Origin of the sequence: Candidatus Pelagibacter sp. Uisw_134_02 (assembly GCF_047720265.1) — a bacterium.
Lineage (GTDB): Bacteria > Pseudomonadota > Alphaproteobacteria > Pelagibacterales > Pelagibacteraceae > Pelagibacter.
The window spans coordinates 269,354-287,070 of record NZ_CP159813.1; the positions used below are offsets into that span (position 1 = coordinate 269,354).

A 17,717-nucleotide genomic window follows, 5' to 3' on the forward strand; every position below is an offset into this window, starting at 1 on the left:
TTTATTTATAAATGAAAAAAGATAGAAATAAAAACCCAATTCAACCTGTTAGTGGAACTAAAGTCCCAAGATTTGCTGGACCATCTACTTTTGCAAGATTACCGGAATTAAGAGATGTTGAAAGTTGTGATGTAGCTATCGTAGGAATTCCGTTTGATGCTGGTACTAGTTACAGACCTGGAGCTAGATTTGGACCAATGAGCATTAGACAAGCTTCTAGACATTTAAGAACTAATTATCATCCAAGTTATGATGTTGAACCTTTTAAAGTACAACAAGTAGCTGATGCTGGTGATATTACTTGTAATCCATTCAGTATTGACGAGTCGATAAAACAGATTGAAGCAGGAGCGACGGATTTATTAAATAAAGTTGGTGGTATAATTAGTTTAGGTGGAGACCATACAATTGCAGTACCTTTATTAAGAGCAATTAATAAAAAATGTAATGGACCAGTTGCTCTAGTGCATTTTGATGCACATTTAGACACTTGGGATACTTATTTTGGTGCTCCATATACACATGGAACTCCTTTTAGAAGAGCAAGAGAAGAGGGTTTATTTTTAGACGATGCTTCAATGCACGTAGGTATTAGAGGTCCACTTTATAGTAGGGATGATATTAAAAATGATGAAAGTTTTGGATTCAAAATAATTCATTGTGATGAATTTCAAATAGAAGGAACTGACAAAATAGCAGAAAGAATTAAAAAAAGAGTAGGCAATAATCCTCTATATTTATCAATAGACATTGATGTGTTAGATCCAGCTTTTGCTCCAGGAACTGGAACACCAGAAATTGCTGGCATGACTACAAGAGAGATGGTTAATGTTTTAAGAGGATTATCAGGTTTAAATCTTGTTTCTGCTGATGTGGTTGAAGTTTCACCTGCTTACGATCATGCTGAAGTTACCTCATTAGCTGCAGCAACAATTGTTTATGAACTAACAAATTTATTTGCAAAATCATAAAGAAAGGATAGTTTCACAAAATGTTAGATAAAAAAAATTTTTATATTAATGGTGAATGGATTTCCCCAAAAAAACCAAATGATTTCAAGGTAACAGACCCTTCAACAGAAGAAGAGTATGCCATTATATCTTTAGGTGGAATAGAAGATATAAATGATGCAGTAAGCGCAGCAACTAAAGCTTTTGAGACATGGGCATTTTCAACAAAAGAAGAACGTTTAAAATATTTAGAAGCCTTATATGTAGTATATAAAAAGAGATGGGCTGATATGGCTAAAGCTATAACTCTTGAAATGGGAGCACCAATTGACTTTTCGACTCAATTACAAGCTGGAACAGGAGCCAGTCATATCAAATCTTATATTAAAGTTTTAAAAGAATATACGTTTGAAGCAAAATTAGGAGAGCATGCTCTTAATAATAATATTTTACACGAACCAAAAGGAGTTTGTGCGTTAATTACTCCATGGAACTGGCCGATGAACCAAACTTGTTTAAAAGTTATTCCAGCAATTGCAGCTGGATGTACAATGGTGCTTAAGCCATCTGAAATAGCTCCATTATCATCAATGATTCTAGCAGAGATGATAGATGAAATTAAACTACCAAAAGGTGTATTCAATTTAGTTAATGGAGATGGCGCAACTACTGGAAATGCATTAACAAGTCATCCTGATGTAAATATGGTTTCATTTACAGGATCTACTAGAGCAGGTGCCTTAATTTCTCAAAATGCAGCAAATGATTTTAAGAGAGTTAGTCTTGAACTTGGTGGAAAAGGTGCAAATATTATATTTAAAGATGCCGATTCTGAAGCTGTTGAAAGAGGTGCTCTAAGATGTTTTAGAAATTCAGGTCAATCTTGTAATGCACCAACAAGAATGTTAGTTGAAAAGTCTATTTATGATGAGACAGTTGAAAGAGTAAAAAATTTTGCTAACTCTATGAAAGTTGATGTTGCAACAAAAGAAGGTGATCATATTGGCCCAGTAGTATCAAAAACTCAATTTGATAAGATCCAAGCTTTAATTCAAGTTGGTATTGATGAAGGTGCTAAATTAGTTGCTGGTGGAACGGGTAAACCAGATGGCCTTGATAAGGGATATTTCGTTAAGCCTACTGCTTTTGCAGATGTTAATAATCAAATGCAAATTGCAAGAACAGAAATATTTGGACCTGTTTTATCAATTATACCCTTTGAAACAGAAGAAGAAGCCATTGCTATAGCTAATGACACTCCTTATGGATTATTGAACTTTATTCAAACCCAAGATCAAGAAAAAGCCAATAGAGTTGCTAGAAAATTAAGATCAGGAATGGTTGATATTAATGGTGCAGGCTTAGCTCCAGATGCGCCATTTGGTGGTTATAAACATTCAGGAATAGGCCGCGAAGCAGGTAAATTGGGTCTAGAAGAATACTTAGAAGTTAAAGTAGTAAGTGGTTGGAACGACTAACTAGCATAGTTAATGTTCATAATAGGTTTGTATTAGTTAAATAAACCTTATTTTATGGTGTTAATTTTATAAACCTTAGGTTGTGCTATTTTATTCTTTACAGCAAAATTTTAATCCATAATGTCACAGCTAGAGTTACCGTAACTTATAAATAGTTAATAAGAGTAACAAAAATAATAGGGAGAAATAATATGAGTAGATCATCAAAACTCTACAATTCAGATTTAGCTCCAACTCCAAGTGGTAAAAAAAATTGGGGATGGTTTGAAATCTTTAACGTGTGGGCTAATGATGTTCAAAGTTTATTTGGTTATACTTTGGCAGCATCATTATTTTTAGCATCAGGACTGAATGGTTGGGCTGTATTTGCTGCATTAATTCTTGCAGGATTTTTTATCATGTGGCTAGTTAACCTTTCAGGTAAACCAAGTGTAAAACATGGAATACCATATCCAGTTTTTGCCCGTGTCAGTATGGGTGTATTTGGAGCTAACTTTCCAGCAATGGCTAGAGGGCTTGTTGCAATGTTTTGGTATGGAGCACAAACTTATGCAGCATCAACTGCTGTAGCACTTTTAATTACTGGAATTACAGGAATAGAAGGTGAGGTTATGCTTCTTGGTATGACAGGTGTAATGTGGGTTTCATTTATATTTGTTTCAGCATTCCAAGTTTATTTATTTTGGCAAGGTGTAGACCTTATCAAAAAATTTTTAAACTTTGCTGGACCAGCTGTTTATGCTGTGATGATACTTTTAATGATAGTAATATGGGCAAAAGCTGGTGGAGGACTTTTTTCAGAAGTAGGAACTATATTTTCTGGAGGAGAACGAACTGGTGGTTTTGAAGGCTTAGGATCATTTGGAGCATTCATAGCTGTATTTGGTATTATGGTTGGATATTTTGCTGCCGTAGTTATTAACTTTGGTGACTTTGCTAGATTCGTTAAAAATGAAGATGAAATGAGAAAAGGTAACCTATGGGGATTAGTAGGAAATGTAATTTTATTCTCTTTTATTACTTTAATGATCACTGGTGGAACAATCGCAATTTTTGGTGAATATGTTGCAAGTCCTACAGAGATGGTAGCTAAAGTAGATAACCTAGGTTTAACAATTATTGCTGCATTTGCTTTCTTTGCTGCAACAGTTGGTATCAACATGGTTGCAAACTTCATACCTCCTGCTTATGACCTTGCCAATTTAATGCCAGATAAAATAAACTTTAAAACAGGTGGATTAATTACTGCTGGTTTTGGTTTTATTATTGGTGGTATGTGGGTTGCTGTTATCACTCAAATGGGTTTATTTCCATTTGTTAATACACTAGGAGCAATTCTCGCGCCTGTATTTGGTATCATGATGGTTGATTACTATATCATTAAAAATGAAAAATTAGATGTTGATGCATTGTTTGATGCTAGCCCAAAAGCTAAATATCATTACAGTGGTGGCTTTAATACTAAAGGAATGTTAGCTTGGGTTCTTTCAGGTTATATTGCTGTAGGTACTGTCTGGCCAAACATTTTAATTTTAGGTTTAGATGATTTCTTCGCTAACTTAGGTGGTGGTGGAGGATATGCATGGATAATTGGAGCATCATTAGGTGCTGTAGTTCATCTAGCTATATCTAAAAGATAATTAAAGTTTTAATTAAAAGCCCATCAATTAACTGGTGGGCTTTTTTTATATTTGAAATTCTAAAGTAATGTTTTCTTTGTTTAAGTCGTGAAGAATCAGGTTGTCACCTTTACCTTGTCTATCTACTACTAAAAAGTTCATGTCTTCAGTTGCAATTAGAGGAAAATGCCAAATTCCAGCATTGTAATTAACACCAACTCCTTTTGGAACAATGAATGCTTCTACTTTATTTAAATCAGGCTCATCTCCTTTAGGAGCAACAAAAGCTAAAAAAGTAGTTTCTTTCATAGGGATAAAAGCTTGGCTACCTAGCGGATGTTTTTCCATCATATCAACTTTCATAGGAAAAGATCTTTTTAAAGCAGAAAAAATACTAATTATAGATTCTCCATCATCTTTTTTAGCATCTAGATTAGCTATTCCATCATATCTTTTTGCATAGCCATTGTTTATTTCTAAAGGCTTAATATCATCTGTTGTGATCATATCACCAAATTTTTTAAAATTTTCTTTATTAATAATCTTAGGTTTAATCACAAAACTCGTCATACATTCTTTCCATAAATTCTAAATCGAGAAATTCCACCATCTGGAAAAATATTAATTTTTATAAAATTAATTTTATCTTTTTTCATTAGATTATTTTTAAAAATATGTAATTTATTAGAGGATAGTTTTGCATTTTTTAATAAATATTTCCATTTAACTGAAGAATTTACAATTGATTTAAAATTTTTTGACTTTGGTATGAAGGTTGCCTGTAATGAACAATGGCTTGGAAAATTACCTTTAAAATGATGAGTGGATATTTCAATTTTATCAATTTCTTTTCCATCTAAAGAATTTAATATTAACCAATCAAATCCCGGGCCACGTCTTCTCCTTGTTTCCCATCCATCTCCCATATTCTTAGCTTTACCTGGAGCCAAAATATTTTCAGCCTTGCCAAAGTGTTCATTGTTACAAGCAATTACAGAAGCACCATCCAATAGCGATGCAAGATTTGTTTTTTTATTTTTTAATCCATTAGATTTAGAAATTGAGCCAAATAATCTTAATCGAGCAACTCCACCATCTGGAAAAATATTAAATTTTATATGTGTAATTTCTTTTTTACTATTTATGGTAAAGAAGTGATGGCAATTTGCTTTAGTTTTTTTCTTAGAAAGCAAAGGTTTCCATTTTAATTTACTTATCTTATTTGAACTTGAGCTTGTTCCTTCAATAGAAATCATTGCAGGTTGGTTTCCGTTAAAGTGTGATGTATCAACATTAACCTTTTTGATAGAACCAGGTTTTCCTAATCTTAAAATTATGTAATCATGCCCTTTTGTCCTTTTTCTTCTAGATTCCCAACCATCCATCCATTTACCATTTTTATCAAATAACCCCTCCTTAAAAACTGCAGGTAAAGGATTAATAATTCTATTAGCTGAGGCAAAAAAGTCATCAGTTTTAAATATAACTTTAGAACCTAATCTAGGTTGAGCTAAATCAATAAGACCATTTGTAAAAATAATTTTTTTTGTCATAATTAAGAATAGTTTTTAATCCAATGTTTGGCTATATCAATTCTTTTACATATCCACACATCTTCATGTTTAAGAATATAATCTAGAAATTTCTTTAAAGATTGAATTCTTCCAGGTTTTCCAATCAATCTACAGTGTAATCCTACCGACATCATCTTAGGGTTTGTTTTTCCTTCTTCATATAAAACATCAAAGCTATCTTTTAGATAAGAAAAAAAATGATCACCTGTATTAAACCCTTGATTGGTTACAAATCTCATATCATTGTTATCTAAAGTATAAGGAATAATTAATTGTTTTTTTTTATTTCTAGTTTCCCAATAGGGTAAATCATCGCTATACGAGTCACTATCATATAAAAATCCACCATCTTCCATAACTAAGTCTCTAGTATTTGGGCTACATCTACCGGTATACCAACCATCAGGTCTTTTCCCAAAAATTTTTGTATGAGTTTGGATAGCAAGTTTCATATGTTTTTTTTCTTCTGTTTTTTTAATATCTTGATAGTCAATCCATCTCCACCCATGAGACGCAACCTCATAATCAGCTTCTATTATAGCTTTACAAACTTCAGGATTTTTTTCTAAAGCCATACCGACTCCGAAAACCGTTATAGGAATTTCTTTTTCTTTAAATAGTTTGTGCAATCTCCAAAATCCTGCTCTTGAACCGTACTCATAAAGAGACTCCATATTTAAATGCCTACCTTTTATAGGTTGAGCACCAATAATTTCTGATAAGAAAATTTCTGAGTTATTGTCACCATTTAAAACACAATTTTCAGCTCCCTCTTCATAATTTAAAACTATTTGAATAGCAATACGTGCATTATTAGGCCACTTAATCTTTTGATCTTTGGAGCCATACCCAATCATATCTCTTGGATCTTTTTTAGACATAAAAAAATTATAATTTACTTCGTATTGTTTAACAATTTATTAATTTGAAACAGATTCTGCTTTGATACCATTAAGCAAGTTTAAACATTTTTTAAGTTCATCCAAAACAATAAACTCATCAATTTTATGAGCTTGATTAATTGATCCTGGACCACAAACGACTGTACTAATCCCAATTTCTTGAAATAAACCTGCTTCAGTTCCAAATGAAACAACTTGTCTAGAATTATCACCTGTTAAATTTGAAATTAATTCACAAGCATCTGACTTATCTTCTCTATCAAATCCAACTATTTCACCTATAATATCTTTCTCAATTGAAGCATTAGGAAAAATTTTTTTCATTTCAGGTAATAACACCTCATTTGCATACTTGTCGATTTCCTGATTTAAAAATACACCATCTTCTTTAACAACTGGTCGTGTTTCCCAATTAACATGACATTTGTCTGCTATTACATTATGAGCAATACCACCAAACACACCACCAATTGATAGTGTAGAATGAGGTGGGTCAAAAATAGAGTCTTTAGGCGCTCTACTCTTAAGTTTATCCCTAAGTTCAATTAATTTATTTACATATCTTGAGGCATATTCAACAGCACTTACACCTTTATGAGGTGCAGAACTATGTCCTGCTAAACCTTTAAAATAAGTTGTGTATTCATAACATCCCTTATGAGCGTCAATAATTTTCATGTTAGTCGGTTCACCAATAATACAAATACCATCTTTAATTTCTCTTTTTTTTAATTCCTCTATTAGTATAGGGGCACCCTGGCATGCTGTTTCTTCATCGAATGTAAATGAGAAATGAATATCTCTATCTAAATTAGATTTAGAATAAATAGGCGCATAAGCTAAAGTACATGCAATAAAACCTTTCATATCACATGAGCCTCTTCCATATAATTTATCACCTTTAATGGTTGCAGTAAAAGGGTCAGAGCTCCAACCCTTTGATACTGGAACAACATCAGTGTGGCCTGATAAAATAATTGGCTTCTTATTGTTTGATTTTTTAGCTTTTAGTGTAGCAAATAAATTTACTCTTTTTTTTTCATCATCGTAAGTTCTAAAAGAAGTGGCACCTAACTTTTTTAAAATATCATCACAATAATCAATTAATGTACTGTTATCTTCTCCTGAAATAGTTTTAAAAGCTATTAAGTCCTTTAAAATTTTAACTGAATTATCATACAATAGCTCTGAATTATTTTCTGTACTCATATTTACCAATCATTATATATTAAATATATGAAAGAACAAATAACCTATGATGACTTTGATAAAATAGATATTAAAGTTGGAACTGTAATCTCTGTAAAAAAAAACGAAAAAGCACGTAAACCTTCTTTAGTTATTGAAGTTGATTTTGGTAAAGAAATTGGAATTAAGCAGTCTTCTGCTCAAATTACTCACTACTATAATGAAGATAATTTAAAAGGAAAACAAGTTGTGGGTATTTGTAATTTTCCTGAAAAAAATATCGCAGGAATAGTTTCACAAGTTCTTATTTTAGGATCAATTGATAAAGAGGGAAAAGTTATATTACTCCATCCATCTCAAGAATCTGAAAACGGTCTTCCAGTAGCTTAATTTTATATGCATCCAGAATTATTATTATTAATAGGAATTTCTTTATCGTTAGGTTTTACACCAGGTCCAAATAATGCTGTTGCAGCTTACTCAGGTTTTAATTTTGGTATCAGAAAAACTTTACCATTAATCTTAGGAGTTGGTTTTGGTTACACAGCCTTAATTATATTAATTAATTTTGCTTTAATATCAACTTTCAAAAATTATCCAATCATTCAGGAAATTATTAGAGTTCTTGGAACAATCTTTTTAATTTATCTAGCTTATAAAATTTCATTTTCAAATATTTCTTCAGATGGAAGAACAGAAAATCCGGTAAAGTTTTTAGATAAATTTATCTTTCAATTTATAAATCCAAAAGGAGTAATGGCAGGAATTACATTGAGTTCAAATTTTGTAGAACAAGGGGAAAACTATTTGAATCACTCTATTTGGGTAATTGTAGTTTGTAGTGTAACAGCATTTTTAAGTATCTCTTCGTGGACATTTTTAGGTAAGTTTTTAAGGAAATTTGCTACAAATAATAATTTTATTAAACGATTTAATTATGCTATGTCATTGCTACTTATCGTTTGTATAATAGGGTTCTACATCTAAAACTAAATGAAACCAGGAAATAAAAATTCATATAACTCTTTAAAATCTATCAGTATAAATGATACTGAATACAAATATTATTCTTTATCAGAAGCAGAAAAAAACGGCCTAGATGGAATTTCAAAACTTCCAAAATCCCTTAAAGTTTTATTAGAAAATTTATTAAGATACGAAGATGACTTATCAGTTACTAAAAGCCAAATAAAAGCAATTAAGGAATGGTTAAAAACAAAAAAATCATTAACTGAAATAGCTTATAGGCCAGCTAGAGTTTTGTTACAGGATTACACAGGAATACCAGCGGTTGCTGATCTTGCAGCAATGAGAGAGGCTGTTAAAGAAAAAAACAAAAATCCAAATACTATTAATCCACTATCTGCAGTTGATCTTGTAATTGATCATTCAGTTCAGGTAGATAAATCAGCAAATAAAGACTCTTTTGAAAAAAATGTTGATATTGAATTTAAAAGAAATGGTGAGAGATATTCATTTTTAAAATGGGGTCAACAAGCATTTAATAATTTTAGAATTGTTCCTCCTGGAACTGGGATTTGTCACCAGGTTAATTTAGAATACTTATCAAAAGTAGTTTGGTCTGAAAAATTTCAAGACGAGGACTATTTATTTCCTGACACGTTAGTTGGAACTGATAGTCATACCACCATGGTTAATGGCTTATCTGTTCTTGGATGGGGAGTTGGTGGGATAGAAGCTGAAGCTGGAATGTTAGGGCAACCAATTTCCATGTTAATTCCTGAAGTAATTGGATTTGAAGTTAAAAATAAAATGCCAGAAGGTACTACTGCAACAGACTTAGTTTTAACAGTTGTAAAAATGTTAAGAGACAAAGGGGTTGTTGGAAAATTTGTTGAATTTTATGGAGAAGGTTTAAAGAATTTAACTCTAGCTGATAGAGCAACAATTGCAAATATGGCACCAGAATATGGGGCAACATGTGGTTTTTTCCCAATTGATGAAGAGACATTAAAATATTTAAGATTTTCTGGAAGAGATGAAAATACAGTTAATATTGTTGAAAAATATGCAAAAGAACAAGGTTTGTGGGCTAATGATCAAATTGAATTTACAGACACCTTATCATTAGACATGTCTACAATTGTTCCGACAATTTCAGGACCTAAAAGACCCCAGGATAAAGTTTTATTAACAGATGCATCCGCTGGATTTAAAAAAGTTTTTGAGGACGCAACCAGTAGAAAAGAACAACATGTTTCAAAAGTGTCAGGAACAGATTATGAAATTAAAGATGGTTCAATATTAATTGCAGCCATAACATCATGCACAAATACATCTAACCCAAATGTATTAATTGGAGCAGGATTGTTAGCAAAAAAAGCTGTTGAATTTGGCTTACAAACTAAACCATGGGTAAAAACATCATTAGCTCCAGGATCACAAGTGGTTACTGATTATTTAGCAAAAGCAGGATTAAATGTATTTTTAGATAAACTTGGTTTTAATTTGGTTGGATATGGTTGCACAACTTGTATAGGGAATTCAGGACCTTTACCGGAAGAAATTATTCAAGCCATCGATAAGGAAAACATCTACGCTGTATCAGTCTTATCGGGAAATAGAAATTTTGAAGGAAGAATATCTCCACATATAAAAGCAAATTATTTAGCATCACCACCACTTGTGGTAGCTTATGCACTTGCTGGTCATATGGAATTTGATTTATACAAGGAACCTTTAGGAAAAAGTAAAGATGGAAAAGATATTTTTCTAGAAGATATTTGGCCATCAAATAAAGAAATTGAAGACACATTAAGAGAATCTCTAAATGCTGAAATGTTTGTTAAGAGATATTCAAATGTTTCAGAAGGCCCTAAACAATGGCAAGAAATTAAAACTGAAAATACAAGTATTTACAATTGGGATTCTGGCTCAACTTATGTAAAAAAACCACCATTCTTTGAAAATTTATCTGATCAACCTGAGGGGTTTAAACCTATTAAAGATGCAAGACCACTTTTGATTTTAGGAGATATGGTTACAACTGACCACATTTCTCCAGCAGGAAATATTCAAAAAGAAAGCCCAACAGGTAAATATTTTATGGAACATCAAATACTTCCAACGGATTATAACTCTTATGGATCAAGAAGAGGCAATCATGAAGTAATGGTGAGAGGAACTTTTGCAAATATTAGAATAAGAAATGAAATGGCACCAGGAACAGAGGGTGGGTTTACAAAACTATATCCAGAAGAAAAAGTGATGCCAGTTTATAATGCTGTAGAGGAATATAAAAAAAGAGGAACAGACCTTGTTGTTATAGGTGGAAAAGAGTATGGAACAGGATCATCAAGAGATTGGGCTGCGAAAGGAACCAAGTTATTAGGTGTAAAAGTTGTAATAGCAGAAAGTTTTGAAAGAATTCATAGATCAAATTTAATTGGAATGGGTGTTTTACCTCTTCAATTTACCGAAGGGAACGATAGGCTAAACTTAAAATTAACTGGATCAGAATTGATAACAGTTCTTCAAATTGAAGAGGGTATAAATGCATCAGAACATGTTCAAGTTGAAATAAAATATGCTTCTGGAGATATTAAAAAGATTAAAACTCTATGTAGAATAGACACGAAAAACGAATTAGAGTATTATAAAAATGGTGGAATACTTCAATATGTATTAAGGAATATGATTTAGAGATGGATGAAGAAATTACAATTATAGATTCAAACACAAGAAATGAGAGAATAAAGAATTTTTTTATAAATAATAAAAAAAATTTACTTATTAGTATTTTGCTAATAATAATATTGTTAATAGGCTACCTTTCTTTTGATGTCATTAAAGAAAAAAAAGAATCAACTTAGCCAACAAATTTAATTTAGCTGTAATGAATTATAAAAATCATAGTGAAAAAAAATCAACAGAAGAATTAATTGATATAGTTAAAGAGAATGACACGACATATTCACCATTAGCTCTATATTTTTTATTAGATAATAATTTAATTAAAAATAAAGAAGAAATCAATTTTTTGTTTGATGAACTAATAATAAAAACGAATTTAGATGAAGAAATTAAAAACTTAAATATATATAAAAAAGGTCTTTTTAACTCAAATTTTGTATCAGAGAATGAATTGATTAAAATCCTTAATCCTATAATAAACTCTAAGAGCATATGGAAATCGCATGCTTTATATTTAGTTGCAGAATTTTTTTATGCAAAAGGTGAATATCAAAAAGCAAAAGAATTTTTTAATCAAGTATTAATGTTAACTAATTTAAATAGTGATATTAAACAAGCCTCACAAAAAAGAATAAATAGAGACATTAGTGAATAATATATTAAAAATATTATTAATTTTTTTATTTATTACAGGCTGTTCTTTTCATAAAAATTCAAAATTTTGGAGTAAAGAAAAGATAGTTGAAGAAAAACAAAAAAATATCACAGAACTTTTTAAAAAAGATGCAGCTTTATCACTTGAGTTTAATCCAGACTTAAAAATAAAACTAAATTCAAGGATGGTAAATAATAGCTTTTTAAATAACCATCACAACAATGACGGTAGAATTAATTATAATGGTAATCTTAAGAGTATTTCAAAATATAAATTTAAAAAAATAAAAGATATTTACCAATATGAACCTGAAATTACATTTAACCAAAGTAATATTATATTCTTTGATAATGAGGGATCCATTTTAAATTTTGACAACAATTCAGACTTAATATGGAAAAAAAATTATTACTCGAAATCAGAAAAAAAACAAAACCCAGTTTTATTTTTTGGTCATAACGAAAACATTCTAATCATTGCAGATAATATTGCAAAATTATATGCTGTTAACATAAACACAGGTAAATTATTGTGGAAGAAAAAAAATGAAGCACCATTTAACTCACAGGTAAAAATTTATAAAGATAAATTTTATGTAGTAGATTTTGAAAATACATTGAGAGCTTATTCTGTAAAAGATGGTAAAGAAATATGGAATAATAAAACTAAAAGTTCTCTTATAAGATCTCAGAAAAGATTATCCATGGTAATTTCAAATAAAGTAATTTATTTTAATAATTCACTAGGAGATATAAGTGCTATTGATATTGATTCTGGTAAATTATTGTGGCAAACACCAACTCAAAGCAGCCTTGCTTATGATACGGGTTTTTATTTAAAAACTTCTGATATTGTTGCTAAAGATGATACTTTATTTTTTTCTAATAACCAAAATCAATTCTTTTCATTAGATATGCAGACTGGAAATTTAAATTGGAAACAAGAAATAAACTCCAATTTAAGACCAATAATAATTAATGAATTTATATTCACTGTATCTCTAGAAGGATATCTAATTGTTTTAGAAAAAAATAATGGCAATATTATAAGAGTAAATGATGTGTTTAAAAATTTTAAAGCTAAAAACAGATCTAAAATAAAGCCAACTGGATTTATTATTGGAAGTAAAAATATTTATTTATCAACTAATAATGGACGACTTCTCGTGATAGATATTAATAGTGGTCAAACTCAAATTAAATTAAAAATAGACAAGAAGAAAATATCAAGAGCTTCTGTTTTTAACAAAAATTTATACGTAATTACTGATAATTCTATTATAAAATTAAATTAATATGTTCCTAAGGTTTTTGGATACATTAGGAAGAAAAAAAGTAGTTTTAGACAGAGGTCCTTCTCATCCAAAATTTAATGAGGCAAAACCTTGGATGAATAGGTATTATATTTTGCTAAGACACAGACCCAAATGGTTTCCATTTAACATTTTGATACATGAAATGTTAGCAGATGATCATGGTGAAGGGGTACATACACATCTATGCCCTTATATAACAATTATATTAAGAGGAGGTTATTGGGAAACAACAAAAAAAGGTAAGTTTTGGAGATCACCAGGATATATTGGTTTTAGATCAGCAAATAATCTTCATAGAGTTGATCTTGAACCAGGCACAAAGCCAATGACAATTTTTATACCAGGTCCATTTGGGTTAAGAAAAGGAGCGAGATCTGAATATGGAATAGATTTTAAAAAAAAAAAATGAATTTAAAAAAATTATTTTTAAAATACTGCACAGATAAAAAGTTTGAGATAAATCAAAGTCAAGTTGAAATTATTAATCTTCTCCAAGATTATCATATACAAAATTTCAAGCAGTCTTTTTTTAACAATTTATTCAAGAGAAAATCAAAAAAAATTGGCTTTTATTTAGTTGGAGATGTAGGTGTTGGCAAGACAATGATTTTAAATTTTTTTTTTAATCGATTAAAACAAAAAAAATTAAGACTCCATTTTAATGAATTTATGATTAATTTTCATGATTTTGTTTTTCAAAACAAAAATGATAATAAAGAAAATATAATTGACACTTTTGTAAAAGATTTAAAAATTAAAACAGAGATAATCTATTTTGATGAATTTCAAGTCACAAATATAGTTGATGCAATGATTTTAGGAAAATTATTTTCAAAAATATTTGAAGAGAATATTAGAGTAATTTTTTCTTCAAATATAAATATTAATAACCTATATAAAGATGGACTCCAAAAAGATCAATTCAAACCTTTTATTATGATTTTAAAAAAATTTTGTTGTGAAAAAGATTTACTAATCAAAGAAGATTATCGAGCTACCAAAAATATAAATTTAGAAAGGTTTCTCTCACCCACAAATGAGTCAACAAGTTTTATTTTTAATAAATTGTTTAGAAAAATAACAAAAAATAAGATAAAAAATTCAAAAGTAATCGAAATAAAAGGACGTAAAATTATTTTAGAAAACTTCCATGATGGAGTTATAAAATTTGATTTTGAGGAACTTTGTAATAGAAATATTGGTTCTGAAGATTATATTAAGATTGCAAATAATTGTAATTTCATCTTTATTGATAATTTGCCTATTTTTGATGAAGATAATTTAAATCAACAACAAAGATTTATTACTTTAATTGATATTTTATATGAAAAAAAAATACCTTTAACAATTAGATCAGAAATTAATTTAAACAAAATTGCGTCATCAAAAAGTTTGATTGATCCATTTAAAAGAACAACTAGTCGTTTATATGAATTAACATCTATAAATTATGATTACCTGTAAGGGTCGTAAGCCCACTGTAATATAGCTTGTCTCTGCCTTCTTCTACATCCTAAATCACCTTTTTCACAATTTTTTTCAATTGCTATGACGTGTCTCCTAAAATTTTTCCATCTTTTAATTTGAATTTTATCCATATGAAGAATTCTTCTTCCATTACAAAATCTACAGTACCACTGGAACCAACCCAAGGGATCTTCCTTAAAAATCCAACCTTTTTCTATCCAATGCTCTCTAGATAGTCCCGAGACAACTTTAAATTTGTTTAAATTTACATCAAAAGTTTTGCTTATCCTCGCATTTTTAAACCATGATTGAGGATATTCTTTAAGGTTTAATCCAAAGTAGGCACCTCCAAAAACCCCTAGTTCCATCATTTTTTTTGGAGTTAATTCAGGTTTAAAAATTTTATAAAAATCTAAACTATCTTCTTCATTTTTTAAAATTTTTTTCATTTGTATTTTTTATTGGTTTATGAGTTTTTGATACATTTCCTTATCCGTATCGCCCTCACAACCGATTATCAAAATATTAGATTTTGAACTTAATTTTAGCTTTTCTTTAATTTTACTATTTACACAAGAAGCTATTAAGCTAATTACTCCTGGTGCTGAGTTTTCTCCTGCAATTATTTGTTCTTCACTAAATATAGAATTTCCAAGAAATTTCATAGTTTTGGCAATGTCACTATCTGGCAAACTAATACAATATTTAACAGAATTTTTTAGAATTTCCCAAGGAACTAAAGATACCTCACCACAAGACATTCCACCCATTAAACTTTCTCTTTTAATATCAATTTTTTCGATTTTTCCTGTTTTGATACTTTCCATTACACATGCAGCACTGTCAGGTTCAACAATTATAGTTTCAGGTATATTTCCTAAATATCTTGCTATGCCAGCAATCATGGCACCAGCCATACCACCTACACCAGCCTGTAGTATTATATGAGTAATTTTATCATTTTTTATCTGATCAATAATTTCCTTCATCATTACTGTATAACCAGCCATTGTATACTTTGGCACTAACACATAATCATTCCAGGCAACATCTTGAACAATTTGCCAATTATTTTCTGTAGATTGTTTAATACATTCAACTAAAGATTTTTCATAGTTACCTTTAACCTTAATAACATCAGCACCAAGGTCTGACATAGCCTGTCCTCTAGCATCACTAACATACTCACTGATAAAAATTTTACATTTTAAACCAAGTCTTCTTGCACCCCATGCAACAGACCTGCCATGATTTCCAGCTGTAGCTGTTGCAACAACAATATTCTTGTTACCTTTTGTAACTTTTTCTACAGCATAGGCTCCACCAAGAGCTTTAAAAGATTTAAGTTCAAATCTTTTACTTTCATCTTTATAAAAAATTTTATTTAGATCCAGTCCTTTTGAGAGTTTATTTAATTCGATTAGTGGTGTTGGAGAATAACTTTTCCATTTTGAAATACTTGTGTAAGCTTCATCAATATCATTTATTGTTAGCGAGTTTAAAATTTTTATTTTATCAAATAAAAAATTTTGATTTTCTAAAAAAGATGTAATAGACCAAAGATCTTTCTGAAGAATTGATTTCATTTATCAACAATCAAGAGTGCTATTTTTTTCCCAGTGAGTAACTGAACTTTTTTTGTCAAATCTTTCGTTTTGATTAAAGTTTTCAATTTCAGATCTCTTCAACTTTAAGTAACTATTAATAGTATCATGACCAAATGCCTCACTAATTTCTTTGCTACTTTCTAGTTGTTTTAAAGCATCTTCAATTGTATCAGGTAATTTTTTAAGATTAGGGTAATTTTGATGATCGGTATACATATTACAAGATAAAGGATTACCTGGATTTATTTTATTGTTTATTCCGTGTAAACCAGCGGCAACTATTCCAGCTTGTAGTAAATAAGGGTTTGCTGCACCATCCATTAATCTTAATTCAAACCTACCTTTGTCTGGAACTCTTATCATGTGAGTTCTATTATTTCCTGTATAAGAAATGCTACTAGGCGACCATGTAGCACCTGATTTTGTTGGTGGTGCATTTATTCTTCTATAACTATTTATTGTTGGATTAAAAAAAGCAGTTAAAGGCTGAGTAAGCTCCATAATTCCACCCAGAAAATTATATGCTAATCTGCTTAAACCTAGTTTATTTCCATTATCTAAAAATTTATTAATTTTTCCATTCCATAAAGAAATATGAGCATGACAGCCATTACCCGTTAGATTACTAAAAGGTTTTGGCATAAACGTTGCTCTTAAACCATGTTTTTCAGCTAATGATTTGACCATGTATTTAAAAAATACATGTCTATCAGCTGTAGTTAAACAATCTGTATAATCCCAATTCATTTCAAACTGGCCGTTAGCGTCCTCATGGTCATTTTGGTATGGGTTCCAACCCATGGTAATCATGCTATCACAAATTTCTTTAATCAAATCATACCTTCTCATTAAAGCAGATTGATCATAGCAAGGTTTTGATTGAGTATCTCTGGTATCAGCAATACTACTGCCATCTTCTGATATCAAAAAATATTCACACTCTACACCAGACTTCATGACTAAGTTTTTTTTATTTAATTTATTAATTTGCTCTTTAAGCATTACTCTAGGTGAAGCCTTAACAGGCTTACCATACATATATAAATCAGAAGCTAACCAGCCAATTTCTTTATTCCAAGGTAATTGAATTAAACTTTCAGGATCTGGCAGGGCAAACATATCTCCATCTGCAGGAGACATATCTAACCATGTTGCAAAACCAGCAAAACCTGCTCCGTTTTTTTGCATGTCATCAATCGCTTGAGCTGGCACTAATTTTGATCTCAATACACCAAAAAAATCAACAAAACTAATCAAAAAATATTTTATTTTTTTAGCTTTGGCAATTTTAGACAAATTTTTAGGCAT

At 30.1% G+C, this 17,717-nt stretch carries 18 protein-coding genes; 11 read left to right on the top strand and 7 right to left on the bottom strand.

Annotated features, from left to right (window positions below):
- Nucleotides 1-11: 11 nt before the first annotated feature.
- The 3 genes from speB to ABXT56_RS01410 all read left to right on the top strand — a co-directional run bounded on the left by speB (nt 12) and on the right by ABXT56_RS01410 (nt 4,068).
- Complete coding sequence (speB, locus tag ABXT56_RS01400; RefSeq protein WP_415300583.1) at nt 12-971, top strand: agmatinase; 960 nt, start codon at nt 12-14, stop codon at nt 969-971.
- 20 nt (nt 972-991) lie between these two features.
- Complete coding sequence (locus ABXT56_RS01405) at nt 992-2,428, top strand: aldehyde dehydrogenase family protein (protein ID WP_415300585.1); 1,437 nt, start codon at nt 992-994, stop codon at nt 2,426-2,428.
- 191 nt (nt 2,429-2,619) lie between these two features.
- On the top strand, nt 2,620-4,068 hold the full coding sequence (locus tag ABXT56_RS01410) for an NCS1 family nucleobase:cation symporter-1 (RefSeq protein WP_415300587.1): 1,449 nt from the start codon (nt 2,620-2,622) through the stop codon (nt 4,066-4,068).
- 45 nt (nt 4,069-4,113) lie between these two features.
- Here ABXT56_RS01410 and ABXT56_RS01415 read toward each other — a convergent pair whose 3' ends face one another.
- The 4 genes from ABXT56_RS01415 to argE are packed head-to-tail and all read right to left on the bottom strand — an operon-like array spanning nt 4,114 to nt 7,732.
- Nucleotides 4,114-4,617, bottom strand: a complete 504-nt coding sequence (locus ABXT56_RS01415; protein WP_415300589.1) for an ureidoglycolate lyase — start codon at nt 4,615-4,617, stop codon at nt 4,114-4,116.
- The gene (alc, locus tag ABXT56_RS01420; RefSeq protein WP_415300591.1) at nt 4,614-5,600 is read right to left on the bottom strand and encodes an allantoicase; all 987 of its coding nucleotides are present in this window, start codon (nt 5,598-5,600) and stop codon (nt 4,614-4,616) included. The genes ABXT56_RS01415 and alc overlap by 4 nt, the downstream gene beginning before the upstream one ends.
- A gap of 2 nt (nt 5,601-5,602) precedes the next feature.
- Entirely contained in the window at nt 5,603-6,502 is a 900-nt protein-coding gene (puuE, locus tag ABXT56_RS01425) for an allantoinase PuuE (protein WP_415300593.1), read from the bottom strand.
- Between the two features lie 39 nt (nt 6,503-6,541).
- Nucleotides 6,542-7,732: an acetylornithine deacetylase gene (argE, locus tag ABXT56_RS01430; protein ID WP_415300595.1), complete on the bottom strand. Its 1,191-nt coding sequence runs from the start codon at nt 7,730-7,732 to the stop codon at nt 6,542-6,544.
- A gap of 27 nt (nt 7,733-7,759) precedes the next feature.
- On the opposite strand from argE, the gene ABXT56_RS01435 reads away from it, so the two are divergent.
- The 8 genes from ABXT56_RS01435 to zapE are packed head-to-tail and all read left to right on the top strand — an operon-like array spanning nt 7,760 to nt 14,799.
- On the top strand, nt 7,760-8,101 hold the full coding sequence (locus ABXT56_RS01435; protein ID WP_415300597.1) for a tRNA-binding protein: 342 nt from the start codon (nt 7,760-7,762) through the stop codon (nt 8,099-8,101).
- Between the two features lie 6 nt (nt 8,102-8,107).
- On the top strand, nt 8,108-8,698 hold the full coding sequence (locus ABXT56_RS01440; protein WP_415300599.1) for a LysE family translocator: 591 nt from the start codon (nt 8,108-8,110) through the stop codon (nt 8,696-8,698).
- Between the two features lie 6 nt (nt 8,699-8,704).
- On the top strand, nt 8,705-11,374 hold the full coding sequence (acnA, locus tag ABXT56_RS01445; RefSeq protein WP_415300601.1) for an aconitate hydratase AcnA: 2,670 nt from the start codon (nt 8,705-8,707) through the stop codon (nt 11,372-11,374).
- Between the two features lie 2 nt (nt 11,375-11,376).
- A complete protein-coding gene (locus ABXT56_RS01450) occupies nt 11,377-11,544 on the top strand; it encodes a hypothetical protein (RefSeq protein WP_415300603.1) in 168 nt (55 codons plus the stop codon).
- 23 nt (nt 11,545-11,567) lie between these two features.
- Nucleotides 11,568-12,020 carry a hypothetical protein gene (locus ABXT56_RS01455; RefSeq protein WP_415300604.1) on the top strand — a complete coding sequence of 151 codons (453 nt, stop codon included), beginning with the start codon at nt 11,568-11,570 and terminating at the stop codon, nt 12,018-12,020.
- Nucleotides 12,013-13,314 carry a PQQ-binding-like beta-propeller repeat protein gene (locus ABXT56_RS01460; RefSeq protein WP_415300606.1) on the top strand — a complete coding sequence of 434 codons (1,302 nt, stop codon included), beginning with the start codon at nt 12,013-12,015 and terminating at the stop codon, nt 13,312-13,314. The genes ABXT56_RS01455 and ABXT56_RS01460 overlap by 8 nt, the downstream gene beginning before the upstream one ends.
- Before the next feature lies 1 nt (nt 13,315).
- Complete coding sequence (locus ABXT56_RS01465; protein ID WP_415300608.1) at nt 13,316-13,744, top strand: hypothetical protein; 429 nt, start codon at nt 13,316-13,318, stop codon at nt 13,742-13,744.
- Complete coding sequence (zapE, locus tag ABXT56_RS01470; protein ID WP_415300610.1) at nt 13,741-14,799, top strand: cell division protein ZapE; 1,059 nt, start codon at nt 13,741-13,743, stop codon at nt 14,797-14,799. Before ABXT56_RS01465 ends, zapE begins: the two co-directional genes overlap by 4 nt.
- Here the strand turns inward: zapE and ABXT56_RS01475 are convergent.
- The 3 genes from ABXT56_RS01475 to glnT are packed head-to-tail and all read right to left on the bottom strand — an operon-like array spanning nt 14,790 to nt 17,717.
- Nucleotides 14,790-15,251, bottom strand: coding sequence for a hypothetical protein (locus tag ABXT56_RS01475; RefSeq protein WP_415300612.1), 462 nt, complete (start codon nt 15,249-15,251; stop codon nt 14,790-14,792). The two genes, zapE and ABXT56_RS01475, sit on opposite strands and share 10 nt — an antisense overlap.
- A gap of 9 nt (nt 15,252-15,260) precedes the next feature.
- Entirely contained in the window at nt 15,261-16,388 is a 1,128-nt protein-coding gene (locus tag ABXT56_RS01480) for a diaminopropionate ammonia-lyase (protein WP_415300614.1), read from the bottom strand.
- 3 nt (nt 16,389-16,391) lie between these two features.
- On the bottom strand, nt 16,392-17,717 hold the full coding sequence (gene glnT / locus ABXT56_RS01485) for a type III glutamate--ammonia ligase (RefSeq protein ID WP_415300616.1): 1,326 nt from the start codon (nt 17,715-17,717) through the stop codon (nt 16,392-16,394).

Bases quoted from the DNA above. Each gene is read 5' to 3' on its own strand.
- speB (WP_415300583.1), top strand. From the start codon at position 12: ATGAAAAAAGATAGAAATAAAAACCCAATTCAACCTGTTAGTGGAACT.
- ABXT56_RS01405 (WP_415300585.1), top strand. From the start codon at position 992: ATGTTAGATAAAAAAAATTTTTATATTAATGGTGAATGGATTTCCCCA.
- ABXT56_RS01410 (WP_415300587.1), top strand. From the start codon at position 2,620: ATGAGTAGATCATCAAAACTCTACAATTCAGATTTAGCTCCAACTCCA.
- ABXT56_RS01415 (WP_415300589.1), bottom strand. From the start codon at position 4,617: ATGACGAGTTTTGTGATTAAACCTAAGATTATTAATAAAGAAAATTTT.
- alc (WP_415300591.1), bottom strand. From the start codon at position 5,600: ATGACAAAAAAAATTATTTTTACAAATGGTCTTATTGATTTAGCTCAA.
- puuE (WP_415300593.1), bottom strand. From the start codon at position 6,502: ATGTCTAAAAAAGATCCAAGAGATATGATTGGGTATGGCTCCAAAGAT.
- argE (WP_415300595.1), bottom strand. From the start codon at position 7,732: ATGAGTACAGAAAATAATTCAGAGCTATTGTATGATAATTCAGTTAAA.
- ABXT56_RS01435 (WP_415300597.1), top strand. From the start codon at position 7,760: ATGAAAGAACAAATAACCTATGATGACTTTGATAAAATAGATATTAAA.
- ABXT56_RS01440 (WP_415300599.1), top strand. From the start codon at position 8,108: ATGCATCCAGAATTATTATTATTAATAGGAATTTCTTTATCGTTAGGT.
- acnA (WP_415300601.1), top strand. From the start codon at position 8,705: ATGAAACCAGGAAATAAAAATTCATATAACTCTTTAAAATCTATCAGT.
- ABXT56_RS01450 (WP_415300603.1), top strand. From the start codon at position 11,377: ATGGATGAAGAAATTACAATTATAGATTCAAACACAAGAAATGAGAGA.
- ABXT56_RS01455 (WP_415300604.1), top strand. From the start codon at position 11,568: ATGAATTATAAAAATCATAGTGAAAAAAAATCAACAGAAGAATTAATT.
- ABXT56_RS01465 (WP_415300608.1), top strand. From the start codon at position 13,316: ATGTTCCTAAGGTTTTTGGATACATTAGGAAGAAAAAAAGTAGTTTTA.
- zapE (WP_415300610.1), top strand. From the start codon at position 13,741: ATGAATTTAAAAAAATTATTTTTAAAATACTGCACAGATAAAAAGTTT.
- ABXT56_RS01475 (WP_415300612.1), bottom strand. From the start codon at position 15,251: ATGAAAAAAATTTTAAAAAATGAAGAAGATAGTTTAGATTTTTATAAA.
- ABXT56_RS01480 (WP_415300614.1), bottom strand. From the start codon at position 16,388: ATGAAATCAATTCTTCAGAAAGATCTTTGGTCTATTACATCTTTTTTA.
- glnT (WP_415300616.1), bottom strand. From the start codon at position 17,717: ATGCCTAAAAATTTGTCTAAAATTGCCAAAGCTAAAAAAATAAAATAT.